Source organism: Pseudomonas syringae (assembly GCF_000737245.1).
Taxonomy (GTDB): Bacteria; Pseudomonadota; Gammaproteobacteria; order Pseudomonadales; family Pseudomonadaceae; genus Aquipseudomonas; species Aquipseudomonas syringae_J.
Genome location: NZ_JPQU01000056.1, coordinates 22603 through 44408, shown reverse-complemented (window position 1 = coordinate 44408; position 21806 = coordinate 22603). Strand labels below are relative to the sequence as shown.

Here is a 21806-nt window from a genome sequence, read left to right as displayed (position 1 = left end):
GACTAACCCTGCAGCCCTGATTCCCGAGCGGCTGCCCGCGCGGCTTTCTCGAACCGTCTGGCGTTGAACAGGCACAACGCCAGAGCCACTGCTGCCGCCAGGCCGCCGATAACGCCCACCCATGCCGAACCCAGGTGATGCACGACGATACTGCCCAGCAGCGCGCCGCCACCAATGCCGATGTTATAGATGGCCGAGTGCAAAGCGGTCGCGACGTCAGTGGCATCCGGCGCCAGACTGATGACCTGGGATTGCATCTGCACGCCGAAACACAACATCGCCAGCCCCCACAAAGCGAACACGACCACCAGCGTATAAATGCTCCATGACGCCCAGAACATCAGGCCCAGGCACAGGCACAACGAGCCGATCGCCAGTGCGGTCAGGTTTTTCGGGAAGCGGGTATCCAGCTTGCTGAACACCATCGAACCCAGTAGTCCAGCCAGACCGAACAACAGCAATAACCAGGTCGTGGTCCCTTCACTGAAACCGCCAACCTTTTGCACGAACGACTCGATGTAGGTGTAGGCCGTGAAATTGGCCGTCACCACCAGAGCGGTGATCCAGTACAGCGACACCAACGCCGGACGCTTGAACAGGATCGGCAGGCTGGTCAGGCTGCCGCTGTTCTGAGTTGGCAACAGGGGCAGTTTCTTGGCCAGCAGAATCCAGATCAGGCAGGCAACCCCGGCAATCGCCAGAAACGTGGCCCGCCAGCCCATGCTTTCGCCCAGCAGTCGACCGATTGGAATGCCCAGCACCATGGCCAGGGATGAGCCCATGGCCAGAATACTGAGGGCGCGCGCGCGATTACCCTGCGGCGCCAGGCGCACTGCGAGAGAGGCGGTGATCGACCAGAACACCGAGTGGGCCAAGGCAATGCAGACCCGGCTGATCACTACGAGGGTGAAGTTGGGCGACAGACTGAGGAGGATGTGGCTGGCGATCAATGCGCCGATGGCCACCTTGAGCAGCAGACGGCGCTCGATGTTGCGGGTCAGCAGCATCATGGGCAGCGACATGAGTGAAACGGTCCAGGCATAGACCGTCAGCATGGGACCCACTTGAGCGGAGGTCATACCAAAGCTGTTGGCGATGGCGCTGAGCAAACCCACGGGCGCGAATTCTGTGGTGATGAATATGAAGGCGGCTACTGCCAGTGTGCAGACACTGACCCAGCTGGTGTTTTGAGTGTCAGCAGACGCTGTCATGAATCCTCGCAAAACGTTGTGGCAGGTTCCTCTGGCGGGGAACCTGCTGCGTAATGATCGCGCCGTGCCGGTCGCGGTGACAATTAGAGTGGCAGCACGGCGCACACGTCTAGAGTTCTTTCTTCATGTGCTTTTCGATTTCTTCCAGGGACTTGCCTTTGGTTTCCGGCAGACAGAAGAACACGAACAGCAGCGAGCCAACGTTGATGACCGCGAAGATGAAGAACGTAGGGTTGCCCAATGCAGCCAGCGCCAGGGGAAACAGAAAGGCGACGGCGGCGTTGAACAGCCACTGCATCGATACCGCAGTGCCGGTCAATAGTCCGCGCACCTGGGATGGGAACAGTTCCGACATCAGCAGCCAGTAAACCGGCGCGATGCACATTTGCATAAACAGCAGAAACAGCAGAATGCAGGCCAGTGCGGCATAGCTCTGCGTCAGGTTCTGCGGAATGAACGTCAGCACGCAACCCAGTGCAATCTGAGCGAGGACCACCATGACCAGCCCCGTCATCAGCAGATGACGACGGCCATAACGGCCAATTGCCCAGATGCCCAGCAATGTTGCAATCACCGATACCACACCGTTGCCGATGGTGGCGGTCAGTGCAGCGTTGGTGCCCATGCCGGTGGTCTTGAGAATGATCGGCGTGTAGTACATGAAGGCATTCACGCCGGTGAACTGGGCGGTGAACCCAAGACCGATACCGATCAGCAGCAGCTTGATCACCCAGCTTTGACGCAATAGTTCCGACACCGGCGGACGCTTGCGTTGGCTCTCCTTTTGCGCCTTCATCTCGGCAACTTCGGCCTTGGCTTCCTCGGGGGTATCGCGCAGTTTCTCGAGAACATCCTGAGCGTCATCGAAGCGGCCTTTGCTGGCCAGCCAGTGCGGCGATGGCGGCACAAAAAAAGTACCGACCAACAGCAACAGGCCGGGAATCATGGCGATAGCCAGCATGTAGCGCCAGATATGCGAAGAACTCAGCAACGCCGCAAGCAGGGCGCTAAGCACGTAGGCCATCAACTGACCGCTGACAATCATCAGCTCATTACGGCTGACCAGTCGTCCACGTTTTTTCGGGCCAGCAATTTCAGCAATGAACACCGGCACCGTCGCCGAACCACCGCCCACGGCGATGCCCAGAAGGAAGCGCGCGGCGACCATGATGGGGACCGAAGGTGCGGTGGCTGTGGCCAGAGCCCCAGCGATGAATAGCAGCGACAAAACCCGCAACGTAACCCGGCGACCGAACCGGTCAGACAGATAACCGCTGGCCAGGGAACCAAAGGCTGCGCCAACAATGAGCGAAGACGTGATCAGCCCTTCGGTAAACGCCGTCAGGCCGAGTCCGCCTTCAGTCACAGGCAATGTCATGAATGGCAAGGCACCGGCGATGATGCCGGTGTCATAACCAAATGCCAAAGCACCCATGGTGGCAACGAGCACAGAAATGAAGATCATCCTGGAAGGCGACATCGCCTGCCCACCCTGATCAGGTTTTGCTGGTGAGGAGATACTTGAAGGCACTGCGAAATCCTTGGTTGAACAGTGAGACGGCCAGTTGAAAACAATGGCCCAGGCTGCGGACATGGCATCTTAGGGGCCTGCCAGCCGCGCGAGTTCCGCAAAGTAACCGGATATTTCACAGTAATTAATCGTTTCAGCTGCTCTTATTTCGGTGAAGTTGTCGACCTGGTCGCCTACGGGCAGCATGTTCTCCCAGAGTGGAACAGGCAAACCGCATCGCCTGATTTCGCGGGCAAGCCTCGCTCCAACGGGTTCGGTGTACTTCTGATGAAGCCGAGCTTGCTCGCGATGAACGATAACGCGGTGTGTCAGGCAGTCCGCGTCGCCTGGTTCGCGGGCAAGCCTCGCTCCCACAGGTTCGGTGATCGTCTGTAGGAGCCGAGCTTGCTCGCGTTGAACGATAACGCGGTATGTCTGAAACACCGCAGCGCTAAAATCGCGGGCAAGCACCGCTCCCACAGGTACGGTGCGATCTGTAGGAGCTGCCGCAGGCTGCGAACATGGGGGTGTCAGGCAAACCGCTTTCGCAGCCGTCGTAACTTCCGACAACGCCTACAGGACCTTGCTGTTTCGCACCCTCAAGGCGTAGGCATGACCGGCGGCGTATAGCTCAATGTCATGGAAAATGCCCAAAGCATGAACAGCACCAGCGGCGTATGCACCAGCAATTGGGTGAACGTGAAGCCGACGATATCCCTCGCCTTCAGTCCGAGGACACCCAGCAGTGGCAACATCCAGAACGGGTTGATCAGGTTCGGCAATGCTTCGGCTGCGTTATAGACCTGCACCGCCCAACCCAGGTTGACCTTGAGTTCGTTGGCCGCTTGCATGACGTAAGGCGCTTCGATGATCCACTTGCCACCTCCGGAGGGAATCAGGAAACCAAGCACCGCCGAATACACGCCCATCACCACCGCGAAGCTATCGCTGTCGGCCACGGCGACGAATGCCGAGGCCAGGTGATGAGACAAGGTCGCCCCATCGGCGCCCACGGCTTTGGTCATCATGAACGCGATGGCGCCGTACAGTGGAAACTGAATCAAAACCCCGGCCACCGAAGGCACGGACTTGGCAATCGCTGCCAGGAACCGCTTCGGCCGCCAGTTGAGCAGCATCCCCAGCATCAGGAACAGGAAGTTGTAAGTATTGAGTCCAGAGATCACATAGATCGGGTTCTTGGTGGTGAACTCGTTGTACAGCCAGATTGAGCCAAGACCCACAATCAGCAGGGTCAGCAGCGGGCTGTATTCGAGCCATTCACCCGGACGGCGTGGTCCGTCCGCTACCTCATCGGGAACGCTCAGATCCACACCCATGTCCTGAGCGGTGCGCGCCCGGCCTTCTGTTGGTGTAGAGAACCAGGCGACCAGCATCGACACCACGATGAGCACGCCCGCCATGGTCAACGATTGCCAGAGGAAAATAGTCTCCGAAAATGGAATCACGCCGGTAATGTCGAGAATCGACTTGGGCAGGCTGGTCGGGTTGGCCTGGATCTGCGCGGCCGCAGAGCTCAGCCCCAGCGCCCAGGTGGCGCCCATCCCCAGATAAGCTGCGGCACTGGCCGCGCGGTAATCCATCCTCAACCCGGTACGACGAGCAATTGCCCTGACCAGCAAGCCACTGAGGATCAGGCTGATCGCCCAGTTGAACATGGAAATGCTCATGCTGATGAATGCGACAAAGGTCACTGCACCGCGAGCTGTTTTCGGCAGCGACGCGAGCTTGTCGATCAGTTTCGCGGCAGGGGGGGATACCGCGACGACGTAGCCCGATATGGCCACCAAAGCCATTTGCATAGTGAAGGGGATCAGGCTCCAGTAACCGTCGCCAAAAGCCCCGGCCACTGATTTCACTGATGCGCCGATGGACAGCGAACCGATTGCCACCAGCACCACCGCAACCGCTGCGAATACATAGGCGTCGGGGAACCAGCGCTCGGACCAGTTGGAAACTCCGACGGCAATTCTTTCGAAAAAACCGAGGTCTTCTTTTGTTGTGTCGCTTTTTTGTAGAACAGACTCTTTCATGGTTGTCTTCCTGAAGTATCGGGCGACAGGCAGCTTCAAAAGTGATGAGGCTTTCTAATTATTTTGAGTGTTGCAGGTAAACCAGTTGTGCGGCGGCCAGGTCCTCAAGGGCCGTGCCTACCGCTTTGAATACGGTGATTTCCTTGGCCGTTGCGCGGCCCGGATGCTCGCCCTGGCAAAGGCTCGCCAGATTCGAACGGATATCGCTTTCCAGCAGTGCGCCGCTGGCCAGTGGGCTTAGCAGGTCGCCGGCCTTGAGCACGGCTTCATAAGTGTCGACAAATACCGACGTACCGACGAAGCAGGCGTCGTCGGTTTCGCGCATCTGCGGGGTGAAGCCGCCGATAAGGTCCAGGTGCGTGCCGTCACGTAGCCAGTCGCGCAGGATCAGCGGTGTGGTCGAAAGCGTTGCGCAGGTGACGATGTCGGCATGGGCGCATGCGGCCTTTAGATCATCGGCGACCCAGGCTTCGAAGCCATCACGCTGCAACTGCTCCACCAGGGTTGCCGCCTGTGCGGGATTGATGTCCCACACCGCCACCTGACGGATCGGCCGCACCGCGCGATAGGCATAAGCGAGCAGGCTTGCGACCCGTCCCGCACCGACTACCAGCAGCGAAGCTGCGTCTTCGCGGCTCAGAAACGATGCGGCCAACGCCGACGCGGCAGCGGTGCGTCGCGAGGTGATTTCGTTGCCGTCGATCAAGGCCAGTGGCGCGCCGGTCTCGGCGTTGTGCAGCATGTAGGTCGAATGCAGGCCGGGCAGGCCTTTGCTGGCGTTGTGCGGGTAGATCGTAACGGTCTTGATGCCGAGAAAACCCTGCCGATTCCAGGCCGGCATAAGCAGCATGCAGCCGGGTGAGTCGGAGTCGGGTGCAATGCTGTGGTTATGCCGCAGGGGCACTTCCACGGGCTCGCAGAACGCTGTCTCCAGCGCGGGCACCAGTTCAGCGAACGGCAGCAGGGAGCGCGTGCGCTCGGCATCAATAATCAGCATGTCGCACCTTCTCGTCGGGTCATATCAAGCATCCAGGGTTATTGCGCTGGTGGGGATGGCCTGGCAGGCCAGGCAAACATCGGGGTCGTCTGAGCCTTCGCCCTGCAGGTGAACCACGCTTCCTGCAAGCACCTTTACCGCGCAGCTTTCGCACTGGCCGACCCGGCAGCCGCTGGGCAGGCGCAGGCCAAGCCGGTCGGCGAAATCCAGCAAGGAGCCGTCCTGCGAGGACCAGGTATGGGTGATGCCGGTCTTGCTGAAGGTCACCGGATGGCTTAGCCCTGGCTCGATCACAGGAACGGCTGGCGACTTGAAGACCTCTTGCTGAATATCGAAGCGCGGCACGCCGATCTTTTGCAGTGCGCTGGAGAATTCGCTCATCATTTGCGCCTGTCCGCACAGGTAGATCAGCGGCCGGAGCTTGAGCAGCGCTCTGGGCACGTGCTCAACCGTGACTCTGCCTGCTACCTGATAGTCATCACCGGCCCGGTCGCCGTTTTGCGGGCGGCTGTAAAAATTGATGATCCGCAAGCGGGGCAAAACCTTGCTCAACTCCTGCAGCCGGGCCTTGAACGCATGGCTGTCGCCGTTACGGTTGGCGTACAACAGCAGAATTTCTGGTGTTTGCGTTCGACCCTTCAAGGTTTCCAGCAGATTGAGAAACGGGGTGATGCCAATGCCGCCGGCCAGCAATAACAGCGGACGGTTGGTCGTGATCGGCAGAATGAAATTCCCCGACGGCATTTGCGCCATCAGAGTGTCGCCCACCCGCAATGATTCGTTGATGAAGCCTGACGCTAGGCCCACTTGAAGCGCGCCGGACTCATCGATGCCCAAGGCCTGGCGCACTGCGATGCTATAGCCACGACGGCGTTGGACATTGGCTGAGCCCGTCAGGGAGTACGAGCGCAGCACGGCCTGGGCCTCGACCTGCAGTAGCACAGTGATGTGCTGGCCCGGCTGAAAGTTGGGAACGTAACCGCCGTCGATTGCTTCAAAACTCACAGTGCTCACGTCGCTGGCTTCAAGATGCAGCCCGGTCACCCGGAACGCCCGGAAACCTTCCCAGCGACGTTGGCGCTCATCCGTGGCCGGATCGCGACGCACGTCGCAGCGATAGGCCCGCAACGGCGATGAACCGCTGATGGGGTCCAGCGCTGCATTGGCGATCAGGCTATTGAAATTGCTGCCCGATTTCCCGGCGACCGGTAACTCGGCCTGGCCCAGGGCATCACATTTCTGCCACCAGCCATATTCCCCCACCACCACGCCGGGGTGCAGGCCCTTGGCGATCCGTGCACTGAAGGTGGCTTCACCGCTGTCGGTCACCACCAACACGTTATCGCCGTGATCAATGCCTCTTTCCTGGGCCAGTTCAGCGGAAATCTCCAGCACCGGAAACAATGCCTTGCGGCGCACCGATGCCAGGCTGCGATGCTGGCTGTGGCAGAAATAACCATTTTTTGCCGAGGTCAGAACCAAGTTGAAAGCCCTGTTTCTGGCTTCGTCGGCGGGGTCAAGGGCGGAAGAACGAGGCAGGGGAGAGTAGCCATGGCGTCGTAGCCGTTCGGAATACAACTCCACCAGCCCTGAGGGCGTATTGAAAGCTTTGCGCCGGCCGGAGTCTGCGTATTTGCGTTCCCGGTCAACCGTGTCGATACGCGTCCCGTCTGGTTGCGCTCTTAATTGCTCCACAGTAAGCCCCAAGGGTTGAAGCATGTAATCCCAACCCGCTTCCAGAGAGCCACTGAAGAACTGATCAGCCAGACCCAGCCGGACGGCCAGATCGAACACGATGTCATTGTCAGAACGGGATTCACCCCGTGGCGACACCATGCGTTGGCGCAGCTGCACCAGGCGTTCTGCTTCTGCCGAAATTTCGAAGCCGATGCGCAGGCCTTCCCGTTCCCATGGGGTGTTCACCGGCAAAAAGATGTCGGCGTAACGGGCGCTGGGAGATTCGAACAAGTCACAGTGGACGTAGAAATCCAGCTTCTGTAAGGCCTGCTCGCCCAGATGAACGTCCGGCTGGGACAGCAGCAGATTGGTACCGAAGGCCATCAGGGTCCGAATCGCGTAGGGCTGATGGTTGACGATGGCCTGATAAAGATCGGGAGCGGTCACCCAACCCTGGGATGGCGGGCCCAACGGACGCGCGTCCAGCCCCAGGGCTTTCTCGCGTTGTTCAGGGGCCAGCAGGTCGAACGACATGACCGGGTTGCAAGACGGCTTCTGGAAGATGCGGTTACCACCGACACGGTCGAAACTGCCGGTCAGTGCGTACAGGCAGGCCATGGCCCGGTCAGTTTGCGAGGCATTGGCCTGCTGGCCGACGCCTGACCAGGCGTGAAACGCCACCCGTGATGATCCGGCGATCAACCCGGCCGCCTGCTCAAGCTGGTCCACCGGGATCCAGGTCAGGGCCGTCACCCGTTCAGGGGTGTACGCCGCACATTCTTCGGCATACAGCTCGAAAGCCGGGCTGCAGGCGATAGTGCCATCGCCGTTGCTGAGGGTCAGTTTGAAACTGCCATAAAGAGCCGCCGCGTCGAGGTCCGATTTGCTCAGGTCGCCGGAGGAGCGTGGCTTGCCCAGCTGCAGGTCCCAGACGACGAAATCTTCGGCATCGGGCAGGCCGATATCCGCACCACGCAACAAGTCGCCATTGTCGGCACGCACCAGCAACGGCCCATTGCTCCAGGTGCGGACAAAGCTTTCATCAAAGGTCTTGTGCTGAATCAGCAGATTGGCCAGCCCCATGGCCAGCGCAAGATCACTGCCGGGGCGCACTCGCAACCAGCAATCGGCGTCGCTGGCCAAAGCGGTTTGGCGTGGATCGACAACAATCATTTTCGCCCCGGCTTTGACTCCGGCACCAATCGCTTCCGCCTGGGCCAACCAGGTATTGCTCGGGTTGTGACCCCACAACAAAATCAGCTCGGCATTACGGTAGTCGGCAGTGGGCATCCCGCAGCCAAAGGTGAAAGCGTGGGCATGGTCTTTATGCCAGTTGCATATCTCGGTGGCGTAGCAGGTATTGGGGCTGCCATACAGGCGAATGAAGCGTTCGATCCAGTCAATACTGTCACTCAGTGGCGTGCCGCTGGGTGTGGTGACGGCAAAGGCCACCGATTCGGCACCGGATTCACGTCGCGCGGTTTCCAGGCGCTGAGCCACTTCACTGAGCGCCTGTTCCCAGGAAATGATCTCCCAACCGGGATCAGGGTGAGTTTTCGGGTTAGTGCGGCGCATCGGATACAGCTGTCGATCAGCGCTGTGCAGCAGTTCCGGAGCGGCCTTGCCTTTAAGGCACATGCTGTTGCCGGTGGGATGTGCAGGGTTGGGCCGTACTTCCAGCAATTGGTCATTTTGCACGACGTTGATCGTGCCGCAACGAGAGCGGCACAGCGTGCAATAGCCTGTCTTTTCCTGCCGGTGAGCGTCTGTCATCCGCTGAGACCGCCACTTGTAATGAGTCATGGCACGATGTTATTACTCGCTGACGACGTATTGATAATTCAAAGATTGTTTAACGCGATATCGGAAAAACCGATGCTCCCCACACTCAAGCAACTGCAGCATTTCATTGCCATCGCCGACACCGGGCAGGTGTCCAAGGCGGCGCAGCGTTGTCACGTCACTCAGTCGTCAATGACTGCTTCCCTCAAAGGGCTGGAGCAGAGCGTCGGCGTCTCGCTGTTTACCCGGCATGCGAGTGGTGTGCGGCTGACTGATGCGGGTGCGGTGTTTTTGCGCCATGCGCAACAGGTCGAGGCCGCCATGCTCGATGCTGTCGAAGCGGTGGCCGTACGCCCTTCACACGCCAGCGGGCCGATCCGGATTGGTGTCACCGAGACTATTTCGGCGTATGTCTTGTCGCCGCTGATCAAGGCCCTGGAAAAGAAATTCCCCCGGCTGGAACCGGTGATCATTGAGGACCAACGTTCCGCGATTGAAGCCGGGTTGCGCGATGGATCCCTGGAGCTGGCGATCCTGTTGGCCTCCAATCTGCCCGATCCCGACCCCCTGAGTTGCAACCCGCTGATCCGTTCGCCGCGCCAGTTGTGGGGCCATCCTGAACATCCGCTAATGAGCGCCAGTCGCGTCTGCCTGGCCGACGTGGCAGCCCACGATTACATCCTGCTGGATATGGATGAGCATGTTTCCACGGTAGACAAGTACTGGGGGCACTACGGCCTGGTTGCACAACCGCGGTTTCGCAGTGCCTCGATCGAAGCGGTACGCAGCTTGGTCGCGGCGGGCAAGGGGGTGACCGTGCTTTCTGACCTGGTCTATCGCCCATGGTCGCTGGATGGACACCGGATCGTCCGCCGCCAATTGGCGGACCCCATCCCCTCCATGGACCTGGGTCTGGTCTGGGACCCGACCCGTGCACATAGCCAGAATTTTTTTGAATTGCAGGATTTTTTGCAGTTGTCGTTCAAGGATTTGGTACGGGGGTGAGTGGGACCGCAGTACAGACACCGCCATATGCTGGACAGACCGCATCGCCTGCATCGCGGGCAAGCACCGCTTCCACGGGTTCGGCGATCTTTGAAGGCGCTGACCGAGGTTACGAGGCCAGCGATTGACGTGCATCAAACACACCGCCATTGCTGCCTCGCCGTGCTCGTGAGCTCCTACAGCCAATGCGTTCTCGCATCACCTCAAAAACTATAATCCGCCGTCACAAACAACGAGCGGGGCTGGCCCATCAGCCATTGTTGCCCGCTGTTCTGCCCGGCGACGGCGTAGCGGCGGTCCAGCAGGTTGTTCAATTGCAGCCCCAATCGCACATCGTGCACCACATTCCAACCCAGATTGGCGTCGAGCACGCTGTAACCCGGCACGTCGGCAGTGTTGGCAGCGTTGGCATAACGGGCATCGACATACCGCAGGCCGATTCCGGCGTCGAGGTCTTGGGTCAAGGCTTTGCTCAACCACAGGTTAGCGCTGCGCCGTGGCACGTCGGTGGGGTGGTTGCCCGCTCGGGAAATCGCCTGACCCGCTACCGTTTCGTAAAACTTGTCATATTCGGCGCGCACCAGCGCGGCGTTGGCCGAGACCTGCCAGCCGTGATTCAAGGCAACTTCCAGCGAGGCTTCCAGGCCATCGGAAGATTGCTGGCCCACCTGCTGGGTGAGACGTGTCAGCGGGTCAGTGGTCAGCAGTTTCTTCTTCACGATGTGGTAGGCCGCCAGCGTCCATTCTCCACGTCCTTCCCAGAACTGCTGCTTGAGGCCGAATTCAGTCTGCTTCGCTTCGGTCAGGTCCATTTGCTGCTGAGTGGGGTTGAGGCTGATCAGGTTGCTGACCCCATCCTCGCTGGTGGAATACTGGCCATACAGCGACAGCTGATCAGTCACCGCGAACACCAGGCCTGCACGCCAGTTGCCGCCTGTGAGGCTACGGTCGCTGCGCGTGTTGGCGCGCAGGTCGTTGCGGTCGATGTGGTTCTGATCGCGACGAATGCCCGTCACCAGCGACCAACGCTCGGACAATTGCAGGCGGTTTTCCGCGAACAGCGCAAAGGTGCGGGTGGTGCTGTCGGCTAGCGGCAGCAGCGGCGATCGGCTCTGAAAATCGCTATTTGCCGGGTTCCACGGATCAATGTAGTCGCCACCTACATCGTCATACGGCGAGTTATTGACCACCCCGAAGCGAATCCGGTTGTATTCGGCGCCCACTACCGTTCTGCTGTCCAGGCCAAACAACGAATGATTGAAGGTGAAGCTCTGGCGGTCGCCGATCTGTTCCTGATCGTGCTTGATCTCCAGGTAATCACCACGCAGCAGCTGCCCCTGGGCGCTGCTCCAGTTATAGGCTTCGGCGTTGCGCCAGTGGCGACGGCTCTTGATGTAGTACAGCCGGTTGTTGGCGCTGATGTTTTCGTTGATCGCCCAGTCGGTGTTGAAGCGGGTCCATTCATCGTTATAGCGCTGCACGGCGTTGTGCAGGTTGTAGTTCTTGTCCCGAACGCTGTCGCGATAACGACCATCGATCAGCGGTGCGCCGAAGTAACTCATGGGCTCACTGTCGCCACGCTCGTGAGCAAAGGTGAACGCCAGGTCATCCGTGGCTTGCCAGCGTAAAGCTGCGCTCAGGGCCAGGCTTCTGGAGTTGCCAGTGTCCACCCAGCCGTTGCTCTGTTCCTGGTTGAGCGTCAGGCGATAACTCAGGGTGTCGCTCAGCGAACCGCCGCTGTCCAGGCCCAGTTGCTGACGATCATCGGAGCCGTAACCCAGGCGCAGCCTGTTGTGGATTTGCCCCTCAAATGGCTTCTTGGGGATCACATTGATCACCGCGCCGGTAGCACCTTCGCCATACAGCACCGAAGCCGGGCCACGAATCACGTCAATGCGCTCGACCATCCATGGGTCCACCGGAAAGGTCTGGGTGCCAAAGCCGGTGTACAGGCGTGCGCCGTCAAACAGGGTCATCACCGATTGGTGCCCCGAGAAACCCCGTGCCGACAGCGCTGTATTGCCATTGCCCGGCGCCGCAATGCTGGTGATGCCCGGCGAGCGGGTCACGGCATCCTGTACGGTAAGGTTGTTGCGATTGCTGATGGCCTCGGTACCCAGGCTACTGACGCTGGCGGGGTTTTCCAGGGCCGTCAGGTTGAGCCTTGAGCCAGCCGGCAGCACAGTCGCAAGATCGGGTTCGCGGCTATCTGCACTGTCAATGATCGCCGTGGAAGGTAACGCCAGTACTTTATCGTCGTCGGCAAAAGCCGTTGCCGAAAGTGCCAGGCAGGGGAGCAGTGTGATGTGCAGCGAACGAGTCGCCAGGGTGTGCAGCAGAGAGTTGCGGGACATACGATTCCAACCAAAAGGAATGAATGGATCCCGGGGGAATAACGCGAGAGGAATCGCGGGCGCAAAAGCCCACGGAAACCGGCCTGCGCCCGCCCACCGCGGGTTTGCCAAAACGAAGTTGCAGGCCGGTCTCCGGGCTTGCGAGGGTCATGAAACATTCACCTTCCCATGCAGTTGCACAGTGGTCTGTCGAATGTTTCGCTCGCTTACCGTTGCGGGGGCAGCGCCGGACTAGTCATCGAAGTGACGCACCGGCTTCCCGTTTCACCTCATGCTCGGCGGCATGAGGCACCTGAAACTGGCGCGCATCTGACCATCGATGAGCGGTCGCGTCAATCTTCAATGTCTGCACGTCGTGGAGAACGTCGAGGCCTGTCGGTGGTCTATTTGCGCGGCCAACAGGCAGAATCCGCTACCCGGTGGTTGCCACTTGTTCGCCAGCACTCCAAACTTGGCTATCTTCGTCTGCCGCTGCGGTCGATCATCGTCGTCATGTGACGCTTCAGTATTTGGTAAATGACCATTAGCCTCGTATCCAAACCTTCGCCGTTGACCCTCCCTGGCGGCGAGACCGGAGCTGCAATCAGAGCTCGAGACTGGTCAGACTCATCCCTTGGCGCGATGGAGCAATGGCCTGCGTCCTTGCGGTCGGCGCTGAGCATGATGCTCAATTCGCCGGAAAGCCTGTATCTGGTCTGGGGGCCGGAGTTGATGTTCTTCTTTAATGACGCTTACCGGCCGATCCTCGGTCCGCGTCTGGCCGGCGCACTCGGGCAGAGCATCACGACGTTGTGGGCCGATGCCTGGGAGCAGGTTCGGCCGATGGTCGAACAAGCGTTCGCCGGTCAATCCAGTCGTTTCGAGAATCAGCCGATCAGCATGGCGCGCTACGGTGTTCCTGAGCAGACCTGGTGGACCTTTTCGTTTTCGCCCCTTTATGACGAGCGCGAAGAAACGGTCATGGGGGTGCTGTGCCATACGGTCGAGACTACTCATTCTGTGCAACTGGCTCAGCGGCTGAAGTCCCGAGACGCACGTTATCGCGAGCTGTTCAGCAAGATCGATATCGGGTTCTGCGTGGTGGATGTGAGCTTTGTCGATAACCAACTGACCGAGTTTCACTTCGTCGAAATCAACCCGGCCTTTGAAGGCATGACCCAGCTCAAGCAGATGATCAGCCAGAGCATGCGGGATATCACAGAGGGCCAGCCCCAGCCGTGGTTCGACGCTTACGCCCGGGTGGCGTTGACCGGTGAGTCCGTCGGGTTTGACGCGCCAGCCGTTGCCCTGGCCGGACACTGGTATGAAATTTACGCTTACAAGGTGGATGGTCAGGAACAGAACCGAATCGCGGTGCTGTTCAAGGATGTCACAGCCACCAAGCGCACCGAGTCCAGGCTGCGTGACACTCAGGAGTTCAATAGCCGGGTCCTGGCCAGCAGCAACGATTGCATCAAGGTGATCGACCTGGATGGCAAGCTGGCGTTCATGAGTGAAGGCGGCATGAAGGTCATGGAAGTCAGTGACTTCAACGCGGTGAAGGGCTGTCCATGGCCTGATTTCTGGCAGGATCAAGGGCATCTGGATGCCAAGGCTGCCATTGCGAACGCCAAGGCCGGTATCTCCGGGCGCTTTCAGGGCTTTGCCAATACCTATATGGGCACCCCGAAATGGTGGGATGTGCAGGTCACGCCGATTTACGACGAGCAGGGCGCGGTCGAAAAGATCCTCTGTATTTCTCGAGATATAACGGCGACCCGCGAAGCTGAAGAAGATTTGCGACGCCTCAACGCCACGCTTGAGGAACGCGTCGAGGCGCGCACTCAGGATCGTGACCGAATCTGGCGCTTGTCCACCGACCTGATGCTGATTGCCGAATTCACCGGTGAGATCGTGGCCGTCAACCCGGCCTGGACTCAGGTCCTGGGCTGGAGCCAGAGCGACCTGCAGGGCAAGTCGTTTCTCGATTTTCTTCACCCTGATGATGACCAGATCACGACCGCTGCGGCCCAGGATCTGTCCCAGGGTGTCAGCTTTCCCGGCTTCGAAAACCGCTACCTGCACAAGGACGGCTCCTATCGCTGGATCTCCTGGACCGCGGTGCCGGATCAGTCCTACATCCATGCGGTCGGTCGGGATATTCAGGTTGAACGTGAGGCCGCTGAAGCCTTGCGCCGGACCGAAGAAGCCCTGCGGCAATCGCAGAAAATGGAAGCGGTAGGGCAACTGACCGGTGGCGTTGCGCACGACTTCAACAACCTGCTGACGGTGGTCAAGGCCTCGACGGATCTGCTCAAGCGCAGCCTGGATGAGGACCGCCGTCGGCGCTATATCGATGCTATCTCCGATGCCGTGGATCGCGCGAGCAAGCTCACCGGCCAGTTGCTGGCGTTTTCTCGCCAGCAAACCCTGCGCCCGGAAGTCTTTGAAGTGGGTAAAAGCGTGCGGACTATCGGTGAGATGATCAGCTCGCTGACTGGCGCCCGAATTCAGGTGTTGATCGAACTGCCCGAGATCCCTTGCCACATCAATGCCGATGCCGGTCAGTTCGATACTGCGCTGATCAACATGGCGGTCAACGCTCGGGACGCCATGAACGGCGAGGGCGTCTTGCGGATCTGTGTCGAGCCGGTGCAGCACCTGCCAGCCCGTCGTACCCACGCGGCGGCCAAAGGGGATTACGTTGCGGTATCCCTGATCGATACTGGCTCTGGCATTGCGCCTGAGCAGCTGGACCGGATTTTCGATCCGTTCTTCACCACCAAGGAGGTTGGCAAAGGCACCGGGCTGGGGCTTTCTCAGGTGTTCGGTTTTGCCAAGCAGTCTGGCGGCGAAGTCATGGTCGAAAGCCAGCAACAGACAGGCAGCAAGTTCACTCTGTACTTGCCTCAGGTGATACCCGTCGCGGTTACCGAACAGCCGGTGGTGGATCAGCATCCGCAGGCGGACGGCGAGGGCGCACGGCTGCTGGTGGTGGAAGACAACCTGCAAATCGGTGAATTTTCCACTCAGACCCTCAGGGAGTTGGGCTACCGGATTCACTGGGCGAAAAACGGTGTCGAGGCCTTGGCGATCCTGTCTGAGCAGGCCCAGACTTTCCAGGCAGTCTTTTCCGACGTTGTCATGCCTGGCATGAACGGCGTTGAACTGGCCCTGGAAATCAAGCGTCTGTACCCGCTCATGCCCATCGTGCTCACCAGCGGCTACAGCCCGGCACTGGCCCAAGGCAACTCACAGGGTTTCACCTTCCTGCAAAAGCCTTATTCGGTGGAAGCGCTGGCGCGGTTGTTGCGCAGTGAAATCAACGGCAGGTAAACGTGTGACTTGTAGGCGCTTACGAGCAGCGTGAGACATTGTCTGGAATGATGTTTCGTGGGAGCGACCGGGGTGGCGCTCCCACGGATGCAATCGCGATGTCGTGGGACCGGCTTTAGCCGGGAATAGGCCGGGTCGGTCACTGAGAATGTGTCGTCAGAATTACCGCTTTCCCGGCTGAAGCCGGTCCCACGTCGCATTTCAGCTCGCGCGCAAGCCTAAATGTTCTACAGGGAATCACCACTCGTCAGAACTACCGCACTTCGCTTTTCGTGCGCTTTCACAGTCAGGTAGCCCAGCCATCCTGGGCGTTTGACGAGAGGTGAATATGGCTAATCCTGAGCAAGAACCCGACTTCGATCCAGACTCGCCTGATCTCTCAGATCCGCAGATCGATCCGCCGCATCCCGCTAAAGCCCCGGCCGATGACAAGGACGTGGACGCCGACAAGCGCGTTCCAGATGAGCAATACCCACCTTACGAAACCGATGAATAGCCCGGCGTGATCAGGCATTGAGCAGGAAGTGGCTGCCCACGGTCGTCTGCTTGATCTGCGCGGCTGTCAGCGGACGGCTGAGGAAGAAGCCCTGCGCTTCATGGCAGCCATAGCTCCTGACCAGGTCCAGACATTTGAAGGTCTCAATGCCCTCTGCCACGGTTCGATAGCCCAGACGGTGGGCCAGCTGGAATATGGACTGCGCAATGATGCAGTTGCGCGGTTTGTTTTCCAGATCGGTGATGATGGATTTATCCAGCTTGATCACATTGGCCGGGATCTCGTGCAGATAGGCGAAGTTGCTGTAGCCAGTGCCGAAATCGTCAATGGCCACGTCCACGCCCAACGCGCGAATCTCTGACAGTTGGGTGAGTACGGTGGTGCTGGCCCTGATCCATTCGCCTTCAGTGATTTCAACTTCAACCCGTTCAGGACCGATGCCATGGGCGTCACAAGCGCTCTTGAGCTCCATTGCGATATCCAGATGCTGAAAGTCCAGCGCAGACAGGTTCAGCGATACCTTGGCTTCGTAATCTTCCCATTCGGCGGCTGCGGCCAGCGCGTTGTCGATGACCCAGCGAGTGACCAGACTGATCTGCCCTGAGCGCTCGATCAGCGGGATGAATTCGGCGGGTGAAACCGTACCGAATAGCGGATGCGTCCATCGCAGAAGCGCTTCGGCGCTAACCTGGCGACCGTCTTCAAGCCTGAAACGCGGTTGGAACACCAACGAGATTTCACCGTTGCCCAAGGCGCTGGCGACCTCAAGCGTCAAGGTCAGGGCGCGGCGCGAGGCGCTGTTGGGGTTTTCATCCCAGACCCCCCAATCAATCCCGTCTCGAGCCGCCTGATCTGCTGCGCTGCGCGCCTTGCGCAGAAGTTCACCGACAGATTGTTGGCCGTCCTCACAGCACGCGAGACCCATGCGTACGCCAGGCAATGTCGAGATTGAATCTTCGGCGCAGGGTTCGCAGACCAGTTCGCTCAAATGCTGCATCAACTGCTGTTTCATGTGCGCTGTTGTGGGCAGCAACAGGCAGAAATGGCGCTCGCTGATGTGGTACGCCGTAAAGTTGTCATCCAGTGCCTGAGCCAGACGAGCCGTGATAGTCGCGGCCTTGCTGGTCAGATTGCAGCCGTCGTCTGCATTGGCTTCAAAGGCCCATTGGCTGTCCACTACCTCAATGACTGCCAGCATCCTGATCGGCAGATCGGTGTTCAGCCACGGACCAGGATTATCAGCCAGAAACTGACGTAGATTAGGCAGCCCACTGGCCGGATGAGCCGTCCGGGTTTGCTGGCGCTGCTCGATCTGCGCGATAACCATTTCGGCCAGGTCCTGCAGGACCAGCGTTTCAGCGTGGCTGAGTTGATGCGGCCACTTATCGATAATGCACAAGCTGCCAATGGCATGGCCTTCACGGGTAATCAACGGCGCGCCAGCATAAAAGCGGATGCCATCGGGCGCGGTCACCAGTTCATTGGCGATGAATCGTGGATCGACGCAGGCGTCAACGACCTGCAGCACGCCATCCTGCTGAATCGTATGGGCGCAGAACGACTGAGAAATCGGGGTCTGATTGGCTGCGAAACCCACGCGGGCGGCAAACCATTGGCGGTCTTTTTCCACCAGCGATATCAGGACCGTGGGGACGTCGAAATAAGCGGCAGCGAGTCGGCAGATCCGATCGAAATTTTCGCTGGCGGCAGTTTCCAGCCACTGAACAGCGCGGACGGCGGCCAAGCGTTGTTTTTCGGCTTGTGGTGCTAAGTTCATGAAGTGTTTCCAAGGTCAGCCGAATGACGGTCTCTAGAGTTGAGGCCTTATGCCATCATAGCTGGGATGCCAGAAACTGCTAAAAGTTTCCTACGAACGGCCTCCGTAACGGCTCAACTGCGCGGATTTGCCGCAATCAGCCTTAACCCGCTGGCGACGCTACCCACAGCGGCAAAACCAGCACCAATGGCCAGTGCCAGGACTGGCCCATGCTCGCCGCTGATGCCAAAACTCAAGGCTACCAATGCGGCGCCTGTCGCCTGACCAATCAGTCGTGCAGTGGCGATGGTCCCGCTGGCACCGCTGGCTCGCTCTCTCGGCGCGCTGGTCATCAAGGCTTTCTGATTGGGCGCCTGGAAAAAACCGAAGCCAATCCCACAGATGACCATTCGGATGCCGATTTCCCAGGCATTGGCATCGCTGGGCATCAGGGTCAGGGAAACCATTCCGGCACTGAGAATCGCCAGGCCGATACCGCCAAGCAAACCTGGGGCATAACGATCGGACAGACGTCCGGCCACCGGGGCGATCATCGCGACGACCACCGACCATGGAGTCATCAGAAAACCGGTCTGGATCGGGTCGCGTCCGAGCACGGTTTCGAAAAAAAACGGCAGTGACACGAAGGCGACGCCCTGGGTGGCGAATGAGCAAAAGGCGGTCAGGGCGGACAGTGCGAACATGGGCCGCTTGAGCAGATCCAGAGGGAACATCGGTGCCGGGTGGCCTGCTTCGCGGCGCAGCATCAGGGCTCCGGCAATCAGGAACACCGTCATGGCGACCAACACGCGGTTCATCGAGCCCAGTTGCGCAGCCTCCCCCAAGGCGTAGATCAACGCGCCGAAGGTGATGACATTGAGCAGGGCGGTCAACTGGTCGAAGCCCAATTTTCCGGGTTTGCTGGCGGGTAGTGAGTTCCAGGCGAAGACCAGGGCAAAGACACCAATGGGCAGGTTGATCGCAAACAGCCACGGCCAGTTCGCCACTGACAGCACCAGAGAAGCGATGGTAGGCCCGGCGGCAAAGGAGGTACCAACCACCAGGGCATTCATCCCCAGCCCGCGCCCCAGTCTTTCCGGGGGGAAGATCGAACCGATCAACGCCGCATTGACGCTCATGATTGCGCTGGCACCCAGCCCCTGTATGACTCGGGCGATGGTCAGGGTCGGCAAGGACCAGGCAAGGCTGCACAGCACCGAAGAGATCACAAACAGGATCAGGCCACCCAAATAGACCTTACGATGTCCGATAACTCCACCCAACGCCGCAAACGGAAGCAACGTCGCAACCGCGGCCAGCTGATACGCGTTGATCACCCAGACCGACGCAGCGGGCGAGGCATTCAGGTCCGCTGCAATAGTTGGCAGCGCGGTATTGGCGATGGCGGTATCGAGGGTGGCGAGGGCGATGGAGATGAGGATGGCCACCATCCCGCGAAATTCGCGGGAGGTCAGCCGGGTAGAGGGTGGTGGTAAGACGTGGTCCATTGCCAGTGAAACTCCGCTGGGTTGGGCAGGAATAACGATCCTGCTGTCTGGAGCGGTGGTTGTGCAATGGTTTGTTGCAAATCATTTGTCAGGACGGCAGCCATTACGTGGGACCGAGCTTGCTCGCGAAGGCGTCGGCACATCCAGAAAATGTTTATCGCCGAACACCTTCTTCGCAAGCAAGCTTGCTCCCACAAAGAACCCAACAGTATCAACCCAACAAATCACTCCCCAGCTGGAACGCGACCCACAATGCCAGACCCGTCGCGAACAGCAGTGCGATGTTCTCGAACAGGTTGTTGCGGTATTGCTTGTCGAGCAGGGATTTCTGGTTCGACATGAATAGCAGGCCCAGCGAGATGATCGGCAAGCCGATGATGTTCAACGCGTTCACACCGATGGTCAGGGTTACGAAGTCCGGCATGCCCGGCAGTGACCACACCAACGGGGTGACCAGGATGAACAACATGAACCACTTGTGCATCGGGTCTTTATGGAACTCTTTGCCGTACTTCTCCCGACGTTTTGGCTGGATGTGCTGGAAGGCATCGGTGATCAGCATCGGGAACGCGGTGGTCTTGCCGGCGATGCTGGCGAATAGGGTGGCGAACACGCCGACGAAGAAGATGTACCAGCCCGCAGGACCGAAGAACATTTCCAGCGCCTTGCCCAGATCCTGCAGGGTATTCACTTGCAGGCCGTTGGGACGCAGGATTTCGGCACCGACCACCCAGATCGCCAGGTTGATGATGATCCCGACAAACACCGCGAACAGCAGGTCGTTGCGCTGCATCCGCTTGTGCTCAGGACCGATCCAGCCTTTCTCGCGCATCACATACGGATGCACGAAGTTGGCGATGGAACCGGCCACGGCGCCGATCACCGACACTGCTACCAGTAACGCGCCATGCACGCCCTCATCTGGCGGGATGCTGAAGCCGATAGTGCCTTTGAGAATGCCGACCACATCGGGTTTGGACATGATCGCCAGCGCCAGAAACGCCAGGGTCATCAGGGCCAGCAGGCCTTTCATGACGCCTTCGATCATGGTGTAGATGTTGCGTCCTACCAGCAGCCAGACCGCGATCACCACTGCAAACGAGCACAGCAACGGCTGGTTGATATGCAGCAACATGGCCAGCGCTTCGCCTGCGCCCTTGATCATGTAGGCGTTGATCAGATGGCCCATCAGCAGTGCGTAACCCAGCATGAACCAGGCGAACAGCGGATGGAGTTGGGCGTAACCCTGAAGGATGCTCATGCCCTGGTTATTACAGAGCTGGAAGCGCGCGATGATATTGACGATAAGGAATCGCAGTAACAGCGAAACCGCCAGCACCCACATCATGGCGTAGCCGTAGTTCGCACCTGCTACCGAAGAGGTAATCAGGTCGCCCGCGCCGAGCCAGGACAACACCGCGATGATGCCAGGACCCAGTAGCTTGGTGACCTTGGCAAAAAACGATTCGCGCACAGCAACAGGTTTCTTATCGACGGAGCTGGTGCTCGCCATAGGTTAGATCTCCCTTGTTATTTTTAGTGAGACAGTGCAAGTCGAACACAACATCGGACGTCGTACAACTCAAGAAGTTTTGCAAATGTTTGGAAATATTGCGAGGGGGAGGGGCGGGGAAGCAGATGATGCAGTTCGAAGATTTAATCAAACATCACGCGTTTCAATGATTGAAACGCAATTCTGTGGGAGCGAATTTATTCGCGAAGGGGACGTCGCAGACCACATCCGGTTGTCTCAAAGGACGCTTTCGCGAATGAATTCGCTCCCACGGGTTAAACAGCGGACCTCGCTACTGGAGGTAAGACCCTACCCGCCATCAGTGTCCACGTCCGCATCTTCACCCTGTGTGGCGTGGGGATTAGGGCGCTGGATTTCGGGCTTTTCTTCCGGCTCGTAATCCGGTGTGAAGGTGTTGCCGCCTGATTGTTGATTCTGTTCAAACTGAGTATCCGGCTGGCCCTGTGGTCGGCCTTGATTCTGCTGGCTCTGGACTGACTCGTCTTGCGGGCTTTCCGGGTCAATGGCAGGGTCATTTCGGTCGAGGGTGTTCTGGCTCTGGTCGGTCATTATTGTCACCTCTGATTCATGTACTGCTGAAAGGCTTACAAGATTTCGAGGCTGGCGGATG

The 21806-nt window shown here is 59.1% G+C and carries 13 protein-coding genes and 1 riboswitch; of the genes, 3 read left to right on the top strand and 10 right to left on the bottom strand.

The features are described 5' to 3' along the window. Positions 1-2: 2 nt before the first annotated feature. The 5 genes from IV01_RS0125365 to IV01_RS06760 form a co-directional block, all read right to left on the bottom strand. Positions 3-1211, bottom strand: a complete 1209-nt coding sequence (locus tag IV01_RS0125365) for a sugar transporter (protein WP_032630311.1) — start codon at positions 1209-1211, stop codon at positions 3-5. Between the two features lie 109 nt (positions 1212-1320). Next, positions 1321-2742 carry a sugar porter family MFS transporter gene (locus IV01_RS06740; RefSeq protein ID WP_032630461.1) on the bottom strand — a complete coding sequence of 474 codons (1422 nt, stop codon included), beginning with the start codon at positions 2740-2742 and terminating at the stop codon, positions 1321-1323. A gap of 578 nt (positions 2743-3320) precedes the next feature. Next, on the bottom strand, positions 3321-4772 hold the full coding sequence (locus IV01_RS06750) for a short-chain fatty acid transporter (protein ID WP_032630309.1): 1452 nt from the start codon (positions 4770-4772) through the stop codon (positions 3321-3323). A gap of 58 nt (positions 4773-4830) precedes the next feature. Next, entirely contained in the window at positions 4831-5769 is a 939-nt protein-coding gene (locus IV01_RS06755) for an ornithine cyclodeaminase family protein (RefSeq protein WP_032630308.1), read from the bottom strand. A gap of 24 nt (positions 5770-5793) precedes the next feature. Then, complete coding sequence (locus tag IV01_RS06760; RefSeq protein WP_032630307.1) at positions 5794-9219, bottom strand: molybdopterin-dependent oxidoreductase; 3426 nt, start codon at positions 9217-9219, stop codon at positions 5794-5796. Positions 9220-9321: 102 nt separating this feature from the next. On the opposite strand from IV01_RS06760, the gene IV01_RS06765 reads away from it, so the two are divergent. Next, positions 9322-10233 (top strand): LysR family transcriptional regulator, encoded by a 912-nt coding sequence (locus IV01_RS06765; RefSeq protein WP_032630306.1) that lies wholly within the window; start codon positions 9322-9324, stop codon positions 10231-10233. Between the two features lie 203 nt (positions 10234-10436). On the opposite strand, the gene IV01_RS06770 is transcribed toward IV01_RS06765, so the two are convergent. Then, positions 10437-12587 (bottom strand): TonB-dependent receptor, encoded by a 2151-nt coding sequence (locus tag IV01_RS06770; protein ID WP_032630305.1) that lies wholly within the window; start codon positions 12585-12587, stop codon positions 10437-10439. A 105-nt stretch (positions 12588-12692) separates the two neighbouring features. Further along, a riboswitch (cobalamin riboswitch) is annotated at positions 12693-12898 on the bottom strand. Positions 12899-13103: 205 nt separating this feature from the next. Here IV01_RS06770 and IV01_RS06780 point away from each other — a divergent pair. Both IV01_RS06780 and IV01_RS26875 read left to right on the top strand, forming a co-directional pair. Further along, positions 13104-15902, top strand: coding sequence for a PAS domain-containing protein (locus IV01_RS06780; RefSeq protein WP_418903548.1), 2799 nt, complete (start codon positions 13104-13106; stop codon positions 15900-15902). A gap of 328 nt (positions 15903-16230) precedes the next feature. Beyond that, the gene (locus IV01_RS26875; RefSeq protein ID WP_195758806.1) at positions 16231-16398 is read left to right on the top strand and encodes a DUF6021 family protein; all 168 of its coding nucleotides are present in this window, start codon (positions 16231-16233) and stop codon (positions 16396-16398) included. Between the two features lie 10 nt (positions 16399-16408). On the opposite strand, the gene IV01_RS06785 is transcribed toward IV01_RS26875, so the two are convergent. The 4 genes from IV01_RS06785 to IV01_RS0125360 all read right to left on the bottom strand — a co-directional run bounded on the left by IV01_RS06785 (position 16409) and on the right by IV01_RS0125360 (position 21745). Continuing rightward, complete coding sequence (locus IV01_RS06785) at positions 16409-18175, bottom strand: sensor domain-containing phosphodiesterase (protein WP_032630303.1); 1767 nt, start codon at positions 18173-18175, stop codon at positions 16409-16411. Positions 18176-18288: 113 nt separating this feature from the next. Further along, positions 18289-19605: an MFS transporter gene (locus tag IV01_RS06790; protein WP_032630302.1), complete on the bottom strand. Its 1317-nt coding sequence runs from the start codon at positions 19603-19605 to the stop codon at positions 18289-18291. Between the two features lie 268 nt (positions 19606-19873). Further along, entirely contained in the window at positions 19874-21175 is a 1302-nt protein-coding gene (locus tag IV01_RS06795; RefSeq protein WP_032630301.1) for an Nramp family divalent metal transporter, read from the bottom strand. Between the two features lie 309 nt (positions 21176-21484). Next, entirely contained in the window at positions 21485-21745 is a 261-nt protein-coding gene (locus IV01_RS0125360) for a hypothetical protein (protein WP_050507836.1), read from the bottom strand. Positions 21746-21806 lie beyond the last annotated feature (61 nt).